General features: G+C 68.7%; 15 protein-coding genes. 12 read left to right on the top strand and 3 right to left on the bottom strand.

Features of this window, described 5'->3' with window-relative positions:
- The first annotated feature begins 1 nt into the window (after position 1).
- From ACQCX5_RS12160 to ACQCX5_RS12150, 3 genes are all read left to right on the top strand, one after another.
- The gene (locus tag ACQCX5_RS12160; protein ID WP_434542296.1) at positions 2 to 457 is read left to right on the top strand and encodes a VOC family protein; all 456 of its coding nucleotides are present in this window, start codon (positions 2 to 4) and stop codon (positions 455 to 457) included.
- A gap of 123 nt (positions 458 to 580) precedes the next feature.
- Entirely contained in the window at positions 581 to 2,356 is a 1,776-nt protein-coding gene (locus ACQCX5_RS12155; RefSeq protein ID WP_434542416.1) for a proline--tRNA ligase, read from the top strand.
- Positions 2,356 to 3,129, top strand: coding sequence for a sulfite exporter TauE/SafE family protein (locus ACQCX5_RS12150; RefSeq protein WP_434542295.1), 774 nt, complete (start codon positions 2,356 to 2,358; stop codon positions 3,127 to 3,129). Before ACQCX5_RS12155 ends, ACQCX5_RS12150 begins: the two co-directional genes overlap by 1 nt.
- A 16-nt stretch (positions 3,130 to 3,145) precedes the next feature.
- Here the strand turns inward: ACQCX5_RS12150 and ACQCX5_RS12145 are convergent, their stop codons facing one another.
- Positions 3,146 to 4,105 carry a DUF4439 domain-containing protein gene (locus ACQCX5_RS12145; RefSeq protein WP_434542294.1) on the bottom strand — a complete coding sequence of 320 codons (960 nt, stop codon included), beginning with the start codon at positions 4,103 to 4,105 and terminating at the stop codon, positions 3,146 to 3,148.
- Positions 4,106 to 4,223: 118 nt separating this feature from the next.
- Between ACQCX5_RS12145 and rimP the strand changes: the two genes are divergently transcribed.
- The 7 genes from rimP (at position 4,224) to ACQCX5_RS12110 (ending at position 11,673) form a co-directional block, all read left to right on the top strand.
- On the top strand, positions 4,224 to 4,811 hold the full coding sequence (rimP, locus tag ACQCX5_RS12140) for a ribosome maturation factor RimP (RefSeq protein ID WP_434542293.1): 588 nt from the start codon (positions 4,224 to 4,226) through the stop codon (positions 4,809 to 4,811).
- A 3-nt stretch (positions 4,812 to 4,814) separates the two neighbouring features.
- Positions 4,815 to 5,804 carry a transcription termination factor NusA gene (gene nusA / locus ACQCX5_RS12135; protein WP_434542292.1) on the top strand — a complete coding sequence of 330 codons (990 nt, stop codon included), beginning with the start codon at positions 4,815 to 4,817 and terminating at the stop codon, positions 5,802 to 5,804.
- 10 nt (positions 5,805 to 5,814) lie between these two features.
- Entirely contained in the window at positions 5,815 to 6,081 is a 267-nt protein-coding gene (locus tag ACQCX5_RS12130; protein WP_434542291.1) for a YlxR family protein, read from the top strand.
- 246 nt (positions 6,082 to 6,327) lie between these two features.
- Positions 6,328 to 9,276 (top strand): translation initiation factor IF-2, encoded by a 2,949-nt coding sequence (gene infB / locus ACQCX5_RS12125; RefSeq protein WP_434542290.1) that lies wholly within the window; start codon positions 6,328 to 6,330, stop codon positions 9,274 to 9,276.
- A 90-nt stretch (positions 9,277 to 9,366) separates the two neighbouring features.
- Positions 9,367 to 9,816 (top strand): 30S ribosome-binding factor RbfA, encoded by a 450-nt coding sequence (gene rbfA / locus ACQCX5_RS12120; RefSeq protein WP_434542289.1) that lies wholly within the window; start codon positions 9,367 to 9,369, stop codon positions 9,814 to 9,816.
- A gap of 4 nt (positions 9,817 to 9,820) precedes the next feature.
- On the top strand, positions 9,821 to 10,732 hold the full coding sequence (gene truB / locus ACQCX5_RS12115; RefSeq protein ID WP_434542415.1) for a tRNA pseudouridine(55) synthase TruB: 912 nt from the start codon (positions 9,821 to 9,823) through the stop codon (positions 10,730 to 10,732).
- Between the two features lie 11 nt (positions 10,733 to 10,743).
- The gene (locus ACQCX5_RS12110; protein ID WP_434542288.1) at positions 10,744 to 11,673 is read left to right on the top strand and encodes a bifunctional riboflavin kinase/FAD synthetase; all 930 of its coding nucleotides are present in this window, start codon (positions 10,744 to 10,746) and stop codon (positions 11,671 to 11,673) included.
- Here ACQCX5_RS12110 and ACQCX5_RS12105 read toward each other — a convergent pair.
- Positions 11,660 to 12,136: a GNAT family N-acetyltransferase gene (locus ACQCX5_RS12105; protein ID WP_434542286.1), complete on the bottom strand. Its 477-nt coding sequence runs from the start codon at positions 12,134 to 12,136 to the stop codon at positions 11,660 to 11,662. The genes ACQCX5_RS12110 and ACQCX5_RS12105 overlap by 14 nt on opposite strands.
- 180 nt (positions 12,137 to 12,316) lie before the next feature.
- On the opposite strand from ACQCX5_RS12105, the gene rpsO reads away from it, so the two are divergent.
- Complete coding sequence (rpsO, locus tag ACQCX5_RS12100) at positions 12,317 to 12,580, top strand: 30S ribosomal protein S15 (protein WP_207475171.1); 264 nt, start codon at positions 12,317 to 12,319, stop codon at positions 12,578 to 12,580.
- Between the two features lie 163 nt (positions 12,581 to 12,743).
- On the opposite strand, the gene ACQCX5_RS12095 is transcribed toward rpsO, so the two are convergent.
- Positions 12,744 to 13,649 carry a type IV toxin-antitoxin system AbiEi family antitoxin domain-containing protein gene (locus tag ACQCX5_RS12095; protein WP_434542285.1) on the bottom strand — a complete coding sequence of 302 codons (906 nt, stop codon included), beginning with the start codon at positions 13,647 to 13,649 and terminating at the stop codon, positions 12,744 to 12,746.
- A gap of 558 nt (positions 13,650 to 14,207) precedes the next feature.
- On the opposite strand from ACQCX5_RS12095, the gene ACQCX5_RS12090 reads away from it, so the two are divergent.
- Positions 14,208 to 16,445: a polyribonucleotide nucleotidyltransferase gene (locus ACQCX5_RS12090; RefSeq protein ID WP_434542284.1), complete on the top strand. Its 2,238-nt coding sequence runs from the start codon at positions 14,208 to 14,210 to the stop codon at positions 16,443 to 16,445.
- The last annotated feature ends 78 nt before the right edge of the window (positions 16,446 to 16,523 follow it).

Raw genomic sequence — 16,523 nt, 5'->3', positions numbered from 1 at the left:
CATGACAGACGTCAAGACAGTCCAGGTCACCTTCGACTGCGCCGACCCCGACCGGCTCGCCCGGTTCTGGGCCGAGGCGCTGGGCTACCAGGTCGACCCGCCGCCGCCCGGGTTCGAGTCCTGGCCCGACTTCCTTGGCGCGCGAGGGGTGCCCGAGGTGTTGTGGAACGCCCGCAGCGCCTGCAGCGACCCGACCGGAGTCGGGCCCCGGCTGTTCTTCCAGCGGGTGCCCGAACCCAAGACGGTCAAGAACCGGCTGCACCTCGACGTCCGCATCGCTCCCGGGCTCACGGACGAGGCCCGCACCGCCGCACTCGAGGCCGAATGTGAGCGCCTGCGTGGGTTGGGCGCCACCCGCCGCGACCCCTGGCCCGCGGACGGGCCGGGCTTCGAAGCCTTCGACCAGGACATCATCATCATGCTCGACCCCGAGGGCAACGAGTTCTGCCTGGACTGATGGCGCGGGGCAGCCGGGTTCGGGGGGATAACATGCCACAGGTATGTGCTGCGCCCTGACGCGTGCACACCGTCGACCGATTGACCCTTGACTGTTGGAAAGGCCCACCTCGTGATCACGCGGATGTCGTCCCTGTTCGTGCGCACCCTGCGCGAAGACCCTGCGGACGCCGAGGTGCCCAGCCACCGCTGGCTGGTGCGCGCCGGCTACATCCGCCGTGCGGCTCCCGGCATCTATTCGTGGCTGCCACTGGGCCTTTCGGTGCTGCAGAAGGTCGAGGCGATCGTCCGCGAAGAGATGAACCGGATCGGTGCGCAAGAGGTGCACTTCCCGGCACTGCTGCCGCGTGAGCCCTATGAGCAGACCAACCGCTGGACCGAGTACGGCGACAACCTGTTCACGCTGGCCGACCGCAAGGGCAATGACCTGCTGCTCGGGCCCACGCATGAAGAGATGTTCACGCTGCTGGTCAAAGACCTGTACCGCTCGTACAAGGACCTGCCGCTGAGCCTCTACCAGATCCAGACCAAGTACCGCGACGAGGCCCGCCCCCGCGCGGGGCTGCTGCGTGGGCGTGAGTTCATCATGAAGGACTCCTACAGCTTCGACATCGACGATGCCGGGCTCGAGGCCAGCTACCAGGCCCACCGTGAGGCCTACATCCGCATTTTCGACCGCCTCGGTTTCGACTACGCCATCGTCCAGGCCGACGCCGGTGCGATGGGCGGCTCGGCGTCCGAGGAGTTCCTGGCCGTCGCCGAGAACGGTGAGGACACCTTCGTCCGCTCGCCGGGCGGCTATGCCGCCAACGTCGAGGCCGTGGTCACCCCCGCCCCCGAGCCGCTGCCCATCGAGGGCCAGCCCGACGCCCATGTCGAGGGCACCCCGGATGCGGCCACCATCGATGCCCTCGTCGAGCTCAGCAACCGCGACCTGCCGCGCGCTGATCGTCCATGGACCGGGGCCGACACCCTCAAGAACGTGCTGTTCATGCTGCGCCACCTGGACGGCACCACCGAACCCCTGGTGGTCGGGCTGCCCGGCGACCGTGAGGTCGACCCCAAGCGCCTCGAGGTGGCCGTGGCGCCGGCTGAGGCGACCCCGTTCACCGACGAGGACTTTGCCGCCAACCCGCTGCTCGTCAAGGGCTACATCGGCCCCGTGACGCTGGGCGGTGACGGCTCGGCCCAGCCCGTGCTCGGTGAAGAGGGCACCACCAAGGTGCGCTACCTGCTCGACCCCCGCGTGGTTGCTGGCACCCGCTGGATCACCGGCGCCAATGAGCCCGGCAAGCACGTCTATGACCTGGTCGTCGGTCGTGACTTCAGCGCCGACGGCACCATCGACGTCGCCGAGGTGCGCGAGGGTGACCCCGCGCCCGACGGCTCGGGGCCGATGAGCCTGTCGCGTGGCATCGAGATGGGCCACATCTTTCAGCTCGGCCGCAAGTACGCCGAGGCGCTCGGCCTGAAGGTGCTCGACCAGAACGGCAAGCTCGTCACCGTCACCATGGGCTCCTACGGTGTGGGTGTCTCGCGTGCGGTCGCTGCCATTGCCGAGGGCACCTGTGATGAGAAGGGCCTGAGCTGGCCCCGCGAAGTCGCCCCATTCGACGTGATGGTGCTGGCCACGGGCAAGGGCGACGAGATCGCCGCTGCCGCCGCCCAACTGGCCGACGATCTCGACGTCGCCGACGTCAGCGTGCTGCTTGACGACCGGACGGCCTCGCCGGGGGTGAAGTTCGCCGATGCCGAGGTGCTCGGCATCCCCACGAGCATCGTGGTGGGACGAGGGCTGGCAGACGGCAACATCGAGATCAGGGACCGGCGCACCGGCATGGCGCGCACGGTGGCGCTGGCCGACGGCGTGGGTGAGGTGTTGCGCGAGATCGGTCGCTGATGGACATCGCCTGGACCACCCTCGCGTTCCTGGTGCTCGCGGCGCTGGTCGCGGGCTGGGTCGACGCGGTGGTGGGCGGCGGTGGGCTGATCCAGCTGCCCTCGCTGCTGATCGCCCTGCCCGAGCACTCGGTGCCGACCATCAGCGGCACCAACAAGATCTCGTCGTTTGCCGGCACGCTGGTCGCCACCGCCACCTATGTGCGCAAGGTGCAGGTGCGGTGGTGGTACGCGTTACCCCTTGTCATCGCCGCCTACATCGGGTCAACCATCGGGGCACGGCTGGTCAGCCTGATGCCACGCGAGGCGTTCACCCCGGTGGTGCTGGTGGCGCTGGTCGGGGTGGGCCTGTACACCGTGCGCAAACCCCAGCTCGGGCTGCAGCATCAGGTGCGCCACACCGGGCCGAAGCTGGTGGCGATCCTGGCTGCCATCGGGCTGGTGATCGGCGTCTATGACGGGTTCCTGGGCCCCGGCACCGGCAGCTTCTTCGTCATCGGCCTGGTGGCGCTGCTCGGCTACGGGTTCCTGCAGGCCTCGGCCATGGCCAAACTGGCCAACCTCACCACCAACATCGCCGCCATCGCCGTGCTGCGCCACGACATCTTCTGGCAGGTGGGGCTCGCGATGGCTGCAGCCAACCTGACCGGCGGCTTCGTGGGGGCGACCATGGCGGTCAAGCATGGCAGCGCCTTCGTGCGCCGGGTGTTCCTGGTCGTCATCGCGATCCTGGTGGTGCGCCTGGGCTGGGACACGGTGCAACTGTTCGTCTGAACCCCGCGGCAGCCCCTCAGGCGCCCCAGCCCGGAAAGTACGCGGTGCCCAGCCCACGTGCCCTGACCGCCGCACCCTGGGTGAGCATCAGCCCCAGCACCCCCGGACGAGCATTCGCGGCGGCTGTGGCGACCACCGGTCCCCAGGCGGTGAACACCTGCCGTTCCACCAGGGCCCAGGTCGCACCGAGTTGGGCGTCGGTGCCGACCGGACCGGGGTATGAATAGCCCGGCAGCGGCGCCACCGGGTCACCGCCCAGCTGCCGGATCATCGACTGTTCGCCCACCACCAGCGCCCGCACCTGGGTGAGTCTGGTCTCGTGGGCGGCACGTGCTTGGCCCGTCAGGCGACCCACGCCCATCTCGAGCAGCTGCGCCAGGGCATGCAGGTGCCCCAGCACCACATTGCGGGCATCCGCCTGGCTGGCGAACATCACCGGGCGGGGGAGTGCCCCAGCGACGGCCGCGGGACCGGGCCCGGCATTGAGCCGCGTCGCCAGCGACAGTGACCCCCACAACAAGACCTCGGCCGGCGTGCTCGCCTGGTCAGCGCGGGCGGCATGGGCGTCAGCCAGTTTCGCGGCGCTGGCGCTGACCTCGGCCTGTGGACCGCCGGTCGCCGCCGGAAGGGTCGCCGGCCCCGGGGTGATCCAGGGTTCCGGGGTGGCCATGCCCGACAGCGGGTCGCGGGAGCGCAGCACCTCGAGGTGGGCGTTCAACATCGCGGCCACCCCGGCCGCCCACGGCTGGGCCGCAACAGCGGTCGAGGTGACCAGCGCCAGGTGTTCGCCCAGTTCTGCCACCGCTGCCACCACTTCGGGGTCCGGGCGCGGTGCCGGCGGCGGGGTGATCGAGTTCGTGCCGTGCACCACGGGGTCGATGAACCGTCCGCACCCGGCCAGTGCCCCGGTCGCACCGAGTGCGACCGCAGACAGCAGCAGGCGTCGTCCCATGCGGGTGGGCGGGTTGGCGTGCATGTGGGCCCCTGTTGTCTGCGTCATTCGGTCGCGGCTGAGCCTACCGACCGGGCTAGGATGGGGGACCACACAACTGCAGAACAACCAGACCTACAACCGAAGAAGGGACCTGAACGTGATGAATGAAGCTGCCCTCAAAGCCTTGCTCGAACCGTTGCTCGACTCCCGCGGACTCGAACTCGACCACCTGCAGGTCGTTCCCGCCGGCCGTCGCAGTGTGCTGCGCATCACCGTTGATGGCGAAGGCCCCAAGGGACGCGGCCCGCTGCTCGATGACATCGCCACGGCGACGCGCGCGATTTCCGAGGCCCTGGACGAGTCCACCGCCACCGGTGATGCCCCCTACACCCTCGAGGTTTCCAGCCGCGGCACCAGCGCCCCACTGACCGAGCCCAAGCACTACCGCCGCAACCGCGGGCGCCTGGTCAAGCTGTCCCTGGCCGACGGTGGTTCTTTGACCGCGCGCATCCTCTCGTCCACCGACGAGGCTGTGACCGTCGAGTTCACGCCCGAACCCACCAAGCAGGTCAAGCACCCTGCGCCAGAGACCCGTGAGATTGCCCTGGCCGACGTGCGCAAGGCCGTGGTGCAGGTGGAGCTGAACCGGCCGTTCGACCCCGAACTGGACGACGAGGTGGAGGGCGACGATTCGACCGACGATTCGGGCGACGATTCGGGCGACGATTCGGACGACGAGGAGAACTGAACGATGGACATCGACCTGTCTGCACTGCGCGCGATCGAGCGTGACAAGGAGATTCCCCTTGATTACCTGATCCGGGCCATCGAGGACGCGATGCTCAACGCGTACGACAAGACCGAGCACCACATCCCCGGTGCGCGTGTCGAGCTCGACCGCAAGACCGGCCGCGTGCGGGTGATGGCACCTGAGCGCGATGACGAGGGCGAGATCGTCAGCTGGTACGACGACACGCCCGCCGACTTCGGCCGGGTCGCGGCCGCAACCGCCCGCCAGGTGATCTTCCAGCGGCTGCGTGAGGCTGAGGACGACCAGAAGTACGGCAGGTTCCAGGCCGTCGAGGGCGACATCGTCACCGGTGTCATCCAGCAGGACCGTGACCCCCGCGTGGTGCGCGTCGACCTCGGCGAGATCGAGGCGTTCCTGCCCGCGGCCGAGCAGGTGCCGGGCGAGGACTACAGCCACGGCAAGCGGATCAAAGTCTATGTCGTCGCGGTGCGCAAAGAGCTCAAGGGCCCCCAGGTCACCGTCTCGCGCACCCACCCGAACCTGGTCAAGAAGCTTTTCGCACTCGAGGTTCCCGAGATCGAACAGGGCGTCGTCGAGATCAAGGAGATCGCGCGCGAGGCCGGCCACCGCACCAAGATCGCGGTGATCTCGAAGCGGGCCGATGTCTCGGCCAAGGGTGCCTGCATCGGCCCGATGGGCCAGCGGGTGCGCGCGGTGATGCACGAGCTGAACGAAGAAAAGATCGACATCATCGACTGGTCGGAGGATCCGGCCGAGTTCGTCGCCCAGGCACTGTCACCCGCCAAGGTCAGCAGCGTCACGGTCGTCGACCGTGCCGCCCGTGCCGCCCGGGTGGTCGTGCCCGACTACCAGCTGTCGTTGGCGATCGGCCGCGAGGGGCAGAATGCGCGTCTGGCCGCGCGGTTGACGGGCTGGCGCATCGACATCCGTCCCGACACCGAGCCCGCCGCCGACGACCAGGCCGAATGAACCCGGCCGCGTGAACGCACCTGTACGCACCTGCGTCGGCTGCCGGTTGACCGCGCCGGCGGGCGACCTGGTGCGGTTCGTGCTCGAGGGCAGTCGCGTCGTCCCCGACCCCCGTCAGGCCCGGCCGGGACGGGGCGCGTGGCTGCACCCGAGCCCCGAGTGCCTCGAGGCGGCAGTCAAACGCGGCGGCTTCGCCAGGAGCTTCCGGCACGCTGCTGACACCTCCGGCCTGGGCGGGCAGGTATCCGAGTGGCTTCTGCCGCCCCAATCGCGCTAAACTGAGCGATGCATCGGGCCCTCGTGTGCCCGGTGCTTGTCCGGACACCCCATGTTGCGTGCCCACCGTGCCCTGCGCGGTGTGGTCGGCGTGTGGTGTGAAGCAATCGCCACCACGGTGAACAACCGTCGGTGGCGAAACCAGAAGGTGGGCTGACGCTCATGACCACTCGATGAGTACCCAGCAATGAGCAGCAACAACAACTAACTGGTCCGGTGAGTCAACGACCGGACCTGAAGGAGAGTAGTGGCCAAGGTCCGTGTCTACGAGCTCGCAAAGGAGCTCGGACTCGAAAGCAAGGATGTCCTGGAGAAGCTGAAGGGTATGGGCGAGTTCGTCCGCTCGGCTTCCTCCACCGTTGAAGCCCCCGTCGTCCGTCGGCTGAAGGATGCCGTCGAGGGCGAGGCAAAGGGTGGCTCAGCGACCCCGTCGGCCAAGTCTGCCGACGCCCCCAAGCCTGCGGCGGCAGGTGCCGGTCAGCAGACCGCACCCCGCCCCGGTGCACCCCGTCCGGGTGCCCGTCCCGCCGCGCCGCGTCCCGCGGCGACGACCCCCAAGATCGCCGGTGCCGAGAACACCGAGGTGCCGCGCACCGAGGCGGCACGTGCGGACGACGCGCCCGCCCGCCCCGCAGCCGCCGCGCCGCGTCCCGGGCAGGGTGCCCCGCGCCCCGGCCAGGGTGCCCCGCGTCCCGGCCAGTCCGCACCCCGACCGGGCCAGGCCGCCGGCCGCCCGTCCGGTGAGGGCCAGGCGCCCCGTCCCGGTGCCCGCCCCGGCCCCCGTCCCGGTGGTTCGGGCGGTCTGCCGACCCAGCAGCCCGGTGGCGGGCGTTCCCGTCAGCAGGGTGCCCCGCGCCCCGGCAACAACCCCTTCGCCAGCTCGCAGGGCATGGGCGTGCGTCGTCCCCGCCCCGAGGGTGGCGCAGGCCAGGGCGGTCCCCGTCCCGGTGCCCGCGACGGCGCCCGTCCGGGCCCGCGTCCCGGTGGGGCCGGTGCACCGGCCGGTGACGGCCAGCGCATGCCTCGTCCGGGTGGAACGTCGGGCATGCCCCGCCCCAACCCGGCGATGATGCCCAAGCAGCAGTCGTCTGCCCTTGCCCCGGCGCAGCAGCGCGGGGCCGGCGGTGGCCGTGGTGGCCCCCGACGTGGTGGCCCCGGTGGCGCACCCGGTCGTGGTGGCCCCGGCGGTGGCGGCGGCGGTTTCGCCGGCGGTCCCGGTGGCGGCGCACCTGCGGGTGGCGCCGGTCGCGGTGGCCGTGGCGGTCGTGGTGGCACCCAGGGTGCCTTCGGTCGCGGAGGTGCCGGGGGTCGCCGTGGACGCAAGTCCAAGAAGCAGCGCAGGCAGGAATTCGACCAGATGGAGGCGCCGCTGATTGGCGGCGTGCGCGTGCGCCAGGGCGACGGTTCTACCGTTCGCCTGCGCCGCGGAGCTTCACTGACCGACCTCGCTGAGAAGATCGGCGTCGAGCCCGCATCGTTGGTGCAGGTGTTGTTCAACCTCGGTGAGATGGTCACGGCCACGCAGTCGGTCTCGGACGAGACCCTGCAGGTGCTGGGCGCCGAGCTGAACTACAGCATCGAGGTCGTCTCGCCCGAGGACGAGGACCGCGAACTGCTCGAGAGCTTCGACCTGGAGTTCGGTGAGGACGAGGGCGGCGAAGAGGACCTCGAGGCACGTCCGCCGGTCGTGACTGTCATGGGCCACGTCGACCACGGCAAGACCAAGCTGCTCGACTACCTGCGTTCGGCCAACGTGGCCGGCAAAGAGGCGGGTGGCATCACCCAGGCCATCGGCGCCTACCAGGTCGAGACCGTTGTCGACGAGGTCGAACGCAAGATCACCTTCATCGACACCCCCGGCCACGAGGCGTTCACCCAGATGCGTGCCCGTGGTGCGAAGTCGACCGACATCGCCGTGCTGGTGGTTGCTGCCGACGACGGTGTGATGCCGCAGACGATCGAGGCGTTCAACCACGCCAAGGCCGCTGACGTACCCGTCGTGGTGGCGGTGAACAAGATCGACAAGCCGACCGCCGATCCTGACAAGGTGCGTGGCCAGCTGACCGAATTCGGCCTGGTGCCCGAGGAATACGGCGGCGACACCATGTTCGTCAACGTCTCGGCACTGACCGGTGAGGGCATGGACGAACTGCTCGAGGCGGTCGTGCTGACCGCCGACGCGGCACTCGACCTGCGCGCCAACCCGAACATGCCCGCCCAGGGTGTGGCGATCGAGGCGCACCTCGACAAGGGTCGTGGCCCCGTGGCCACCGCCCTGGTGCAGCGCGGTACGTTGCGCATCGGCGACTCGATCGTGGCCGGCTCGGCACACGGTCGTGTGCGTGCGCTGATCAACGACCTTGGCGAGAACGTGGACGAGGCCCCGCCGTCGATGCCCGTGCAGGTGTTGGGCCTGACGAGCGTTCCCGGCGCCGGCGACAACTTCCTGGTTGTCGAGGACGACCGCAAGGCCCGCCAAATCGCTGACAAGCGTGAGGCACGCATGCGTGCCGCGGCCCAGGCCGCCGGTTCGCGTCGCAAGACCCTCGACCAGCTGTTCGAACAGCTCGAGAAGGGCGAGACCCAGGAGCTGCTGCTCATCCTCAAGGGCGACGGCGCCGGTTCGGTCGAAGCCCTCGAAGATGCGCTGTCGAAGATCGATGTCGGCGACGAGGTGTCGCTGCGCGTCATCGACCGCGGCGTCGGCGCCATCACCGAGGCCAACGTATCGCTGGCTGCGGCGTCCAAGGCGGTGATCATCGGCTTCAACGTGCGCCCCACGGCCCACGCCAACCAGATGGCCGACCGCGAGAACGTCGACATCCGCTACTACTCGGTCATCTACTCGGCGATCGACGAGATCGAGGCGGCGCTCAAGGGCATGCTCAAGCCGATCTACGAAGAGAAGCAGATGGGTCGTGCCGAGATCCGCGAGGTCTTCCGCTCGTCCAAGTTCGGCAACATCGCCGGCTGTATGGTCACGTCGGGCCTGCTGCGGCGCAATGCCAAGGCTCGCCTGCTGCGCGACGGCGTCGTGCTCAAAGAGACCAGCATCGCGTCGCTGCGCCGCGAGAAGGACGACGTCACCGAGGTGCGCGAGGGCTACGAGTGTGGTTTGACGCTCGACCACTTCGGCGACATCCAGGTCGGCGACGAGATCGAGACCTACGAGATGGTCGAGAAGCCGCGCGACTGATGTGAACCGGACAGGCTGTGGGGCGGGGCGACAACCCCGCCCCACGCCTGTCCACCGCAACACCGATACGCACATTTTCTGGAGGAAGCCATGAGCTCGAACCCCCGCGTCGCCAAGCTGGCCGACCAGATCAAGGTCGTCGTCGCCGAGACCCTCGAGCGGCGCATCAAGGACCCCCGCCTGGGGTTCATCACCATCACCGACGTGCGCCTGACCGGCGACTCGCGTGATGCCACCATCTTCTACACCGTCATGGGGTCCGAAGAGGACCGTGCCGCCACCGCGGCGGCGCTCGCCTCGGCCAGCGGGCTGCTGCGCTCGACCGTCGGCAAACGGCTCGGGTTGCGGTTCGCGCCGACGCTGGCGTTCGTGCTGGACGCCACCATGGACAACGCCCGCGCCATGGAGGACCTGTTGGCGCAGACCCGCCGCCGCGATGCCGAACTGCAGGCGCAGGCGGCCGACGCGTCCTATGCGGGTGAGGCTGACCCGTACAAGCGTGATGACGAGGACGAGGCTGATGACGAGGACGGGCGCTGAGCTGGTGAGCCCCACCGAATCAGGCATCGTCCTGGTCGACAAACCCCAGGGCTGGACGTCACACCAGGTCGTCGGCCGCATGCGTCGGCTGCTCGGCACCCGCAAGATTGGTCATGCCGGCACACTCGACCCCATGGCCACTGGCCTGCTGATCATCGGAGTCAACCGGGCCACCCGGCTGCTGGGCCACCTGGCGGGGCATGACAAGACCTACCTCGCGACGATTCGGTTGGGGCAGTCGTCGACCACCGACGATGCCGAGGGGGAGTTGTCGCCGGTGGTGCCGGTGGCACACCTCGATGATGCGACCATCGAAGCGGCCATGGCACCGCTGCGGGGGCGCATCGAGCAGGTGCCGAGCAGCGTTTCGGCCATCAAGGTGGACGGCAAGCGGGCGTATGCCCTTGTCAGGGCTGGGCACGAGGTCGAGTTGAAGGCCCGTTCGGTCGAGGTGACCCGGTTCGAGGTGACCGGTCGTCGGATGGTGGGGGACTTCCTTGACCTCGACGTGGTCGTCGATTGCTCGTCGGGCACCTACATCCGGGCGCTGGCGCGCGACCTTGGTGCGGCGCTGGTGGTGGATGGGCAGGATGTGGGTGGGCACCTGACGATGCTGCGCCGCACCCGCATCGGCGGTTTCGAGCTGCCAGCCGACCCCCCGAACCTCGACTCGGACGAGCCTGTGCACGTCACGCCGATGGCCGAGGTGGGGCGCACCGCGTTCGACTGGGTCGAGGTCTCGGCCGAACAGGTCGTCGACGTCGGCTACGGTCGCGCGCTGCCATTGCAGGTCACCGGCCACCCGACCGCCCTGATCGGCCCGACGGCTGCCCAGCCCGGGGGAGAACTGGTCGCGCTGCACGAGCCCGACCCAGATCGTCCCGGCTGGACGAAGCCACTGGCCGTACTGCTCTAGAATCAGCGACCGTGCAGCAAGATTCGACCACACCCCAGCCGACCCCTCGCCAGAGCATTGTCGTCATCGGCAACTTCGACGGCGTCCACCAGGGGCATGTGAACCTGCTCGCCGAGGCGCAGGCGCAGGCCCCGGGGCTGCCGCTGGTGGTGGTGACGTTCTGGCCGCACCCGCAGAGCATCATCAGGCCCGGCACCGAGCCGCCGCTGCTGACCAACCTGCCCGACCGCATCGAGTTGTTGCGGGCCGCCGGCGCCGCCGAGGTGCGGGTGTTGCCGTTCACCCGCGACGTCATGGGCTGGAGCCCCGCCGAGTTCGTCGACCGCACGCTCATGCCGCTGCACCCCGCGGTGGTCTGCGTCGGCGCCAACTTCACATTCGGCAAGAAGGCGGCGGGCACCGTCGAGACCCTGCGCGAGCTGGGTGAGGGGCGCTTCCAGGTGCACGAGGTGCACCTCAGTGAAGTGCACGACGCCGCGACGTGCTCGACGCTGGTGCGCGAGGCGCTGTCACACGGTGAGGTCAGCGAGGCCGCGGTGCACCTGGGGCGGCCGTTCCGGTATTCCGGGGTGGTGGTCATGGGGCACCAGCGGGGACGAGAGCTGGGCTTCCCGACGGCGAACCTGCCGGTCGAGCGCGGGCATGCCGCCCCAGGCGACGGGGTCTACGCCGGCTGGCTGACGGTCGATGGTGAGGCCGAGCGCATGCCGGCGTCCATCTCGGTGGGCACGAACCCAACGTTCGACGACGTGCCCGACGTGGTGGTCGAGGCGTACGTGCTCGACCGGGACGACCTCAACCTGTACGGGCGCACGGTGCACGTGGACTTCGTCGAAAGGCTGCGCGGCAACGTCAAGTTCGAGGGCCTGGAATCGCTGATCGCCCAGATCGGCGCGGATGTGGAACGCACCCGCGAAGTGCTGGGCCTCAGCTCATCGTGAGTGACTTGCGATAGATCGCGAAGAAGTCGCTGGCCTCTTCGGGGTCCTCGACCTGGAACGGGTCGGGCTGGTCGATGAACAGGTGGTCGCCCGTGGCGGAATAGCCGAGGTCGATCGCCATCGGGATCGCCTTCTCGTTCTGCGGGTCGATCGCCATCTGGGTGGCGTCGAATCCGAGCTGGCGGGCCTGCTGCTCGAGCCACATCGTCATGGCCGTGCCCAGACCACGGCGGCGCGACTTCTCGGTGACCCAGATGCGCTTGACCTCGGGACGCAGCGGGCTGATCAGGTCGAGCACCGCCGAGGCGATGACCTGCTTGTCGGCCTCGACGACGGCGATGATGGCCTCGCCGACCTGCGTGGCCGCGAAGATGACATCGACCTCGTCGCCATGGGGAAAGGTGCGGATGGTCGCGAGGTCGTCCTGCGTGGCGGCACGCACTGTGGCGTCAATGTCACTCATGGTTTCTCCTCATTCGGCCCTCGGGCACGTGCCGACAAGGCACGCGACCCAGTCTAGCGGCGTCGTTTGTGGCTGCAGGACGATCGGAGGTATCGTGGTCCCTTGGCGTAACGACGCCCGCGGATCGAGAGCGCCGGACCAGTCGGTCCAGGCACCGCGCAACGACAGAAGGGGACATCCATGGATGCCGAGACCAAGAAGCAGATCATCGAAGAGTACGCGACCAAGCCCGGCGACACCGGTTCCCCGGATGTGCAGATCGCGCTGCTCAGCAAGCGCATCTCGCACCTGACCGAGCACCTGAAGCAGCACAAGGGCGACCACCACTCGCGTCGCGGCCTGATGCTGATGGTCGGCCAGCGTCGCCGCCTGCTCAACTACGTGGCCCAGGAGGACATCAACCACTACCGTGAGCTGATCGCCCGCCTCGGCCTGCGCCGGTGAGCCTGACTCGCTGAGTGACTTTCGGACCGGCCCCGCATGCGCGGGGCCGGTTCATTCTTGTTGTGTGCGGGCGCAACCTCAGCCGCCGGGCTTCAATCGCACGTAGCTGGCGTTGTTCGACTTGGCTGGCGCTCTAGAGACCAGCTAAGTCGAACAACGCCAGCTACGTGGTGATTCGGAGAGCCCGACGCAGCATCCGGCCGAAGGTTTGTGGTCGATCCAGTTCCTGTGGCATCCATCGGACGAGGCCCCAGCCCAGTTCGCGCAGTCGCCGTTCACGGGTCTTCTCCGCGAGCACTGTGTCGCTGGGGCGTGCTCCATCGCGCGGCTTGTCGTATTTACCCCGCCCGTCGCACTCGCCGAGCACGCCCAGGTCGAGCCAGCCGAAGTCGGTGCGTGCCACGAACACGCCGTTCTCGTCACGGATCACCACTTGCTCCTGCGGCTGCGGAATCCCGAGCTGGTACATGCGCAGTCGCGACACTGATTCAGCCTCGCTCTCTGCGCGTGGGCTCGCCAGCGGCACGATCATGCGGGCTGCCCGCATGCCCGGACGGCGTCGGTTGACGGCCAGCACCTCTTCCAGTGCCCGCCTGTCCAAGCCGTGGTCCAGCGCCCAGTCTGCAGCGACGATGCCGGCGTCCGGGCCCCAGCGCCGGGCCAGGTCGATCACGGTGCGGGCCGGGGTTGTCACAGGCATGCCATCGATGACCGTGACCTCGTCATCAGTCCAGGGGCAGTTGTGGGAGTGCACCGGCCCCCGGATCTGGCCACGACCCGAGCCGGACAGGGTCACCCACACATGGTCGTCGGGCACCATGTTCCACAGGGGGATGCCCCACAGCACGGCGGCCGAGAGATGGGAGAAGACTGTGGTCGGCTCGAGCAGCGGAGCAGTCGCCCTCATCCGCTCGAGGTGCAGCCGGGTGACGTCGTCCGTGCTGCCCAACAGGTAACTGCCTCGTCGCAGGCGGGTCACCTCACCCCGTCTGACAGCGTTGCGCAGGGTGTCGTTGTTCCAGCCGAGCGCTGAACTCTCGGCAGCGTTGAAGGGGATGAGATCGTCCACATCACGAGCCGACCACAACAGGTGTTGTCATTGAAGGGGGCGGTGTTGTCGATAAGGGTGCAGGTGTCGTCCGTTTCGGGACGCTGTGGGGCGCTGTCGTGGCCCCGAAACTCCCACGTAGCTGGCGGTAATCGACTTGGCTGGCCTCTAGAGCGCCAGCCAAGTCGATTACCGCCAGCTAGGTGGGGAAGGCGGGCCGGTGAAGGCGGCGCCGGGGGACGGGGCGTCGCGGGCCGGGCCCGGGCCCGCGGCATGCCGAACACCCGCCCGACCTGCCATTTCAGGCGTTCCCGGCTAGACTGGCGGGCGTACCAGTACACCCGGGACCCAGTGACCGAGTTTCGGTCTGGTCCTCGGTAGTGGCCTTCTGGTTGCCGCGCAGCACGCGCGCCACCCTGCGGGCCTCGATCGAAGACCGGCTGCAGACAGTCACTGCCAGCAGCGTCGGGCTGCCACCGGGACGCGCCCCCGCGCCGCATGTGCGCATCGTGGGGCAGGGCGTCCCGCCTGCACGCACCCGACGCGGCCGGCCGGTCCCACACACAGAGAGGAACCCCCATGGAGGGATCCGACATCCAGTTCAGTGAGGCCGTTCTCGACAACGGCAAGTTCGGCAAGCATGTCGTGCGCTTCGAGTCGGGCCTGCTGGCCCAGCAGGCTGACGGCTCCGCTGCCGTCTACCTCGATGAAGACACCATGCTGCTCTCGGCCACCACGGCCGCCAAGACCCCGCGTGACTCGATCGACTTCTTCCCGTTGACGGTCGACGTCGAAGAGCGCATGTACGCCGCGGGCCGCATCCCTGGCTCGTTCTTCCGCCGCGAGGGTCGTCCCAGCGAGGGCGCCATCCTGGCCTGCCGGCTGATCGACCGGCCGCTGCGTCCCTCGTTCGTCAAGGGACTGCGCAACGAGGTGCAGGTCGTCGTCACCGTCATGGCGCTGAACCCCAACGTGCTCTACGACGTCGTGGCCATCAACGCCGCCTCGATGTCGACCCAGCTCGCCGGCCTGCCGTTCAGCGGCCCCATCGGCGGCGTGCGCGTCGCGCTGATCGACGGCCAGTGGGTGGCCTTCCCGACCGTCAGCCAGCTCGAGGACGCCGTCTTCGACATGGTCGTCGCCGGTCGCGTGCTGCCCGACGGTGATGTCGCCATCATGATGGTCGAGGCCGAGTCGACCGAGACCACCTTCGAGAAGGTGCGTGCCGGTGCCCAGGCCCCCACCGAAGAGGTCGTCGGCCAGGGCCTGGAAGCGTCCAAGCCGTTCATCAAGGCCCTGTGCGACGCGCAGGTCGAGCTCGCCGCGAAGCTGCCCAAGGAGACCTACGACTTCCCGGTCTTCAAGGAGTACCAGGACGACGTCTACGCCGAGGTCGAGCGCATCGCCGCCGACCAGCTCAGCAAGGACATGCAGATCCCGGGCAAGCAGGACCGCGACGACGCCACCCACGCCCTGCGCAAGCAGGTCGCCGAGCAGCTCGCCGAGAAGTTCGAAGGCCGCGAGGGTGAAATCTCCGGTGCCTTCAAGGCCCTGACCAAGAAGATCGTGCGCCACCGCACCCTCACCGAGGGTGTGCGCATCGACGGCCGCGGTGTCGCCGACATCCGCACGCTGTCGGCCGAGGTCGGCGTGATCCCCCGCGTGCACGGCTCGGCGCTGTTCATGCGTGGCGAGACCCAGATCCTGGGTGTCTCGACCCTGAACATGCTGGGCCTCGAGCAGAAGCTCGACACCCTGGCGCCCGAGAACCACAAGCGCTACATGCACCACTACAATTTCCCGCCGTATTCGACCGGTGAGACCGGCCGCGTGGGTTCGCCCAAGCGCCGCGAGATCGGCCACGGCGCGCTCGCCGAGCGTGCGCTGGTGCCGGTGCTGCCCAGCCGCGAGGAGTTCCCCTACGCGATCCGCCAGGTGAGCGAGGCCCTCGGGTCGAACGGCTCGACCTCGATGGGTTCGGTGTGCGCCTCGACCCTGTCGCTGCTCAACGCCGGTGTGCCGCTGAAGGCCCCCGTGGCCGGCATCGCCATGGGCCTGATGAGCGAGACGATCGACGGCAAGACCCACTACGTCGCGCTGACCGACATCCTGGGTGCCGAGGACGCGCTGGGCGACATGGACTTCAAGGTCGCCGGCACCTCGGAGTTCGTGACCGCGCTGCAGCTCGACACCAAACTCGACGGCATCCCCGCCGATGAGCTGGCCAAGGCCATGCTGCAGGCCCGCGACGCACGCCATACCCTGCTCGAGGTGATGGCCGAGGCCATCGACACCCCCGACGAGATGAGCCCCTACGCACCGCGGATCATCACGGTGAAGATCCCTGTCGACAAGATCGGCGAGGTCATCGGCCCCAAGGGCAAGATGATCAACCAGATCCAGGACGACACCGGCGCCGACATCACCATCGAGGACGACGGCACCATCTACATCGGTGCCGACAGCGGCGAGGCCGCCGAGGCCGCCCGCGCCATCATCAACGGCATCGCCAACCCGACGATGCCCGAGAAGGGTGAGCGTTACCTCGGCACCGTGGTGAAGCTCACCACCTTCGGTGCGTTCGTCTCGCTGATGCCCGGCAAGGACGGCCTGCTGCACATCTCGAAGCTGAAGCAGCTCAACGACGGCAAGCGCGTCGAGAACGTCGAGGACGTGCTCTCGGTCGGCCAGAAGCTGCAGGTCGAGATCAGCGACATCGATGACCGCGGCAAGCTCTCGCTGACCCCCGTCATCGAGAACGCCGACGATGCGGCCGCCGCTGGGGCTCCCGCTGCAGAGGCACCCGCTGCAGAGTGACCAACCCGGCCCCAGGCCAGCGCCCCGCCCGGCAGACCAGCGACCCACGTCGAAGCGTGCTGCCGGGCGGTGTGCGTC

This window comes from Aestuariimicrobium sp. G57 (assembly GCF_050110855.1).
Taxonomy (GTDB): domain Bacteria; phylum Actinomycetota; class Actinomycetes; order Propionibacteriales; family Propionibacteriaceae; genus Aestuariimicrobium.
This window is presented reverse-complemented; position numbering and strand designations above follow the sequence as displayed.

Excerpts from the sequence above, each read along its gene's own strand:
- ACQCX5_RS12160 (WP_434542296.1), top strand. The coding sequence starts at position 2 with ATGACAGACGTCAAGACAGTCCAGGTCACCTTCGACTGCGCCGACCCC.
- ACQCX5_RS12105 (WP_434542286.1), bottom strand. The coding sequence starts at position 12,136 with ATGAGTGACATTGACGCCACAGTGCGTGCCGCCACGCAGGACGACCTC.
- ACQCX5_RS12145 (WP_434542294.1), bottom strand. The coding sequence starts at position 4,105 with ATGCACGCCAACCCGCCCACCCGCATGGGACGACGCCTGCTGCTGTCT.
- ACQCX5_RS12155 (WP_434542416.1), top strand. The coding sequence starts at position 581 with ATGTCGTCCCTGTTCGTGCGCACCCTGCGCGAAGACCCTGCGGACGCC.
- rpsO (WP_207475171.1), top strand. The coding sequence starts at position 12,317 with ATGGATGCCGAGACCAAGAAGCAGATCATCGAAGAGTACGCGACCAAG.
- rbfA (WP_434542289.1), top strand. The coding sequence starts at position 9,367 with ATGAGCTCGAACCCCCGCGTCGCCAAGCTGGCCGACCAGATCAAGGTC.
- nusA (WP_434542292.1), top strand. The coding sequence starts at position 4,815 with ATGGACATCGACCTGTCTGCACTGCGCGCGATCGAGCGTGACAAGGAG.
- ACQCX5_RS12090 (WP_434542284.1), top strand. The coding sequence starts at position 14,208 with ATGGAGGGATCCGACATCCAGTTCAGTGAGGCCGTTCTCGACAACGGC.
- ACQCX5_RS12150 (WP_434542295.1), top strand. The coding sequence starts at position 2,356 with ATGGACATCGCCTGGACCACCCTCGCGTTCCTGGTGCTCGCGGCGCTG.
- rimP (WP_434542293.1), top strand. The coding sequence starts at position 4,224 with ATGAATGAAGCTGCCCTCAAAGCCTTGCTCGAACCGTTGCTCGACTCC.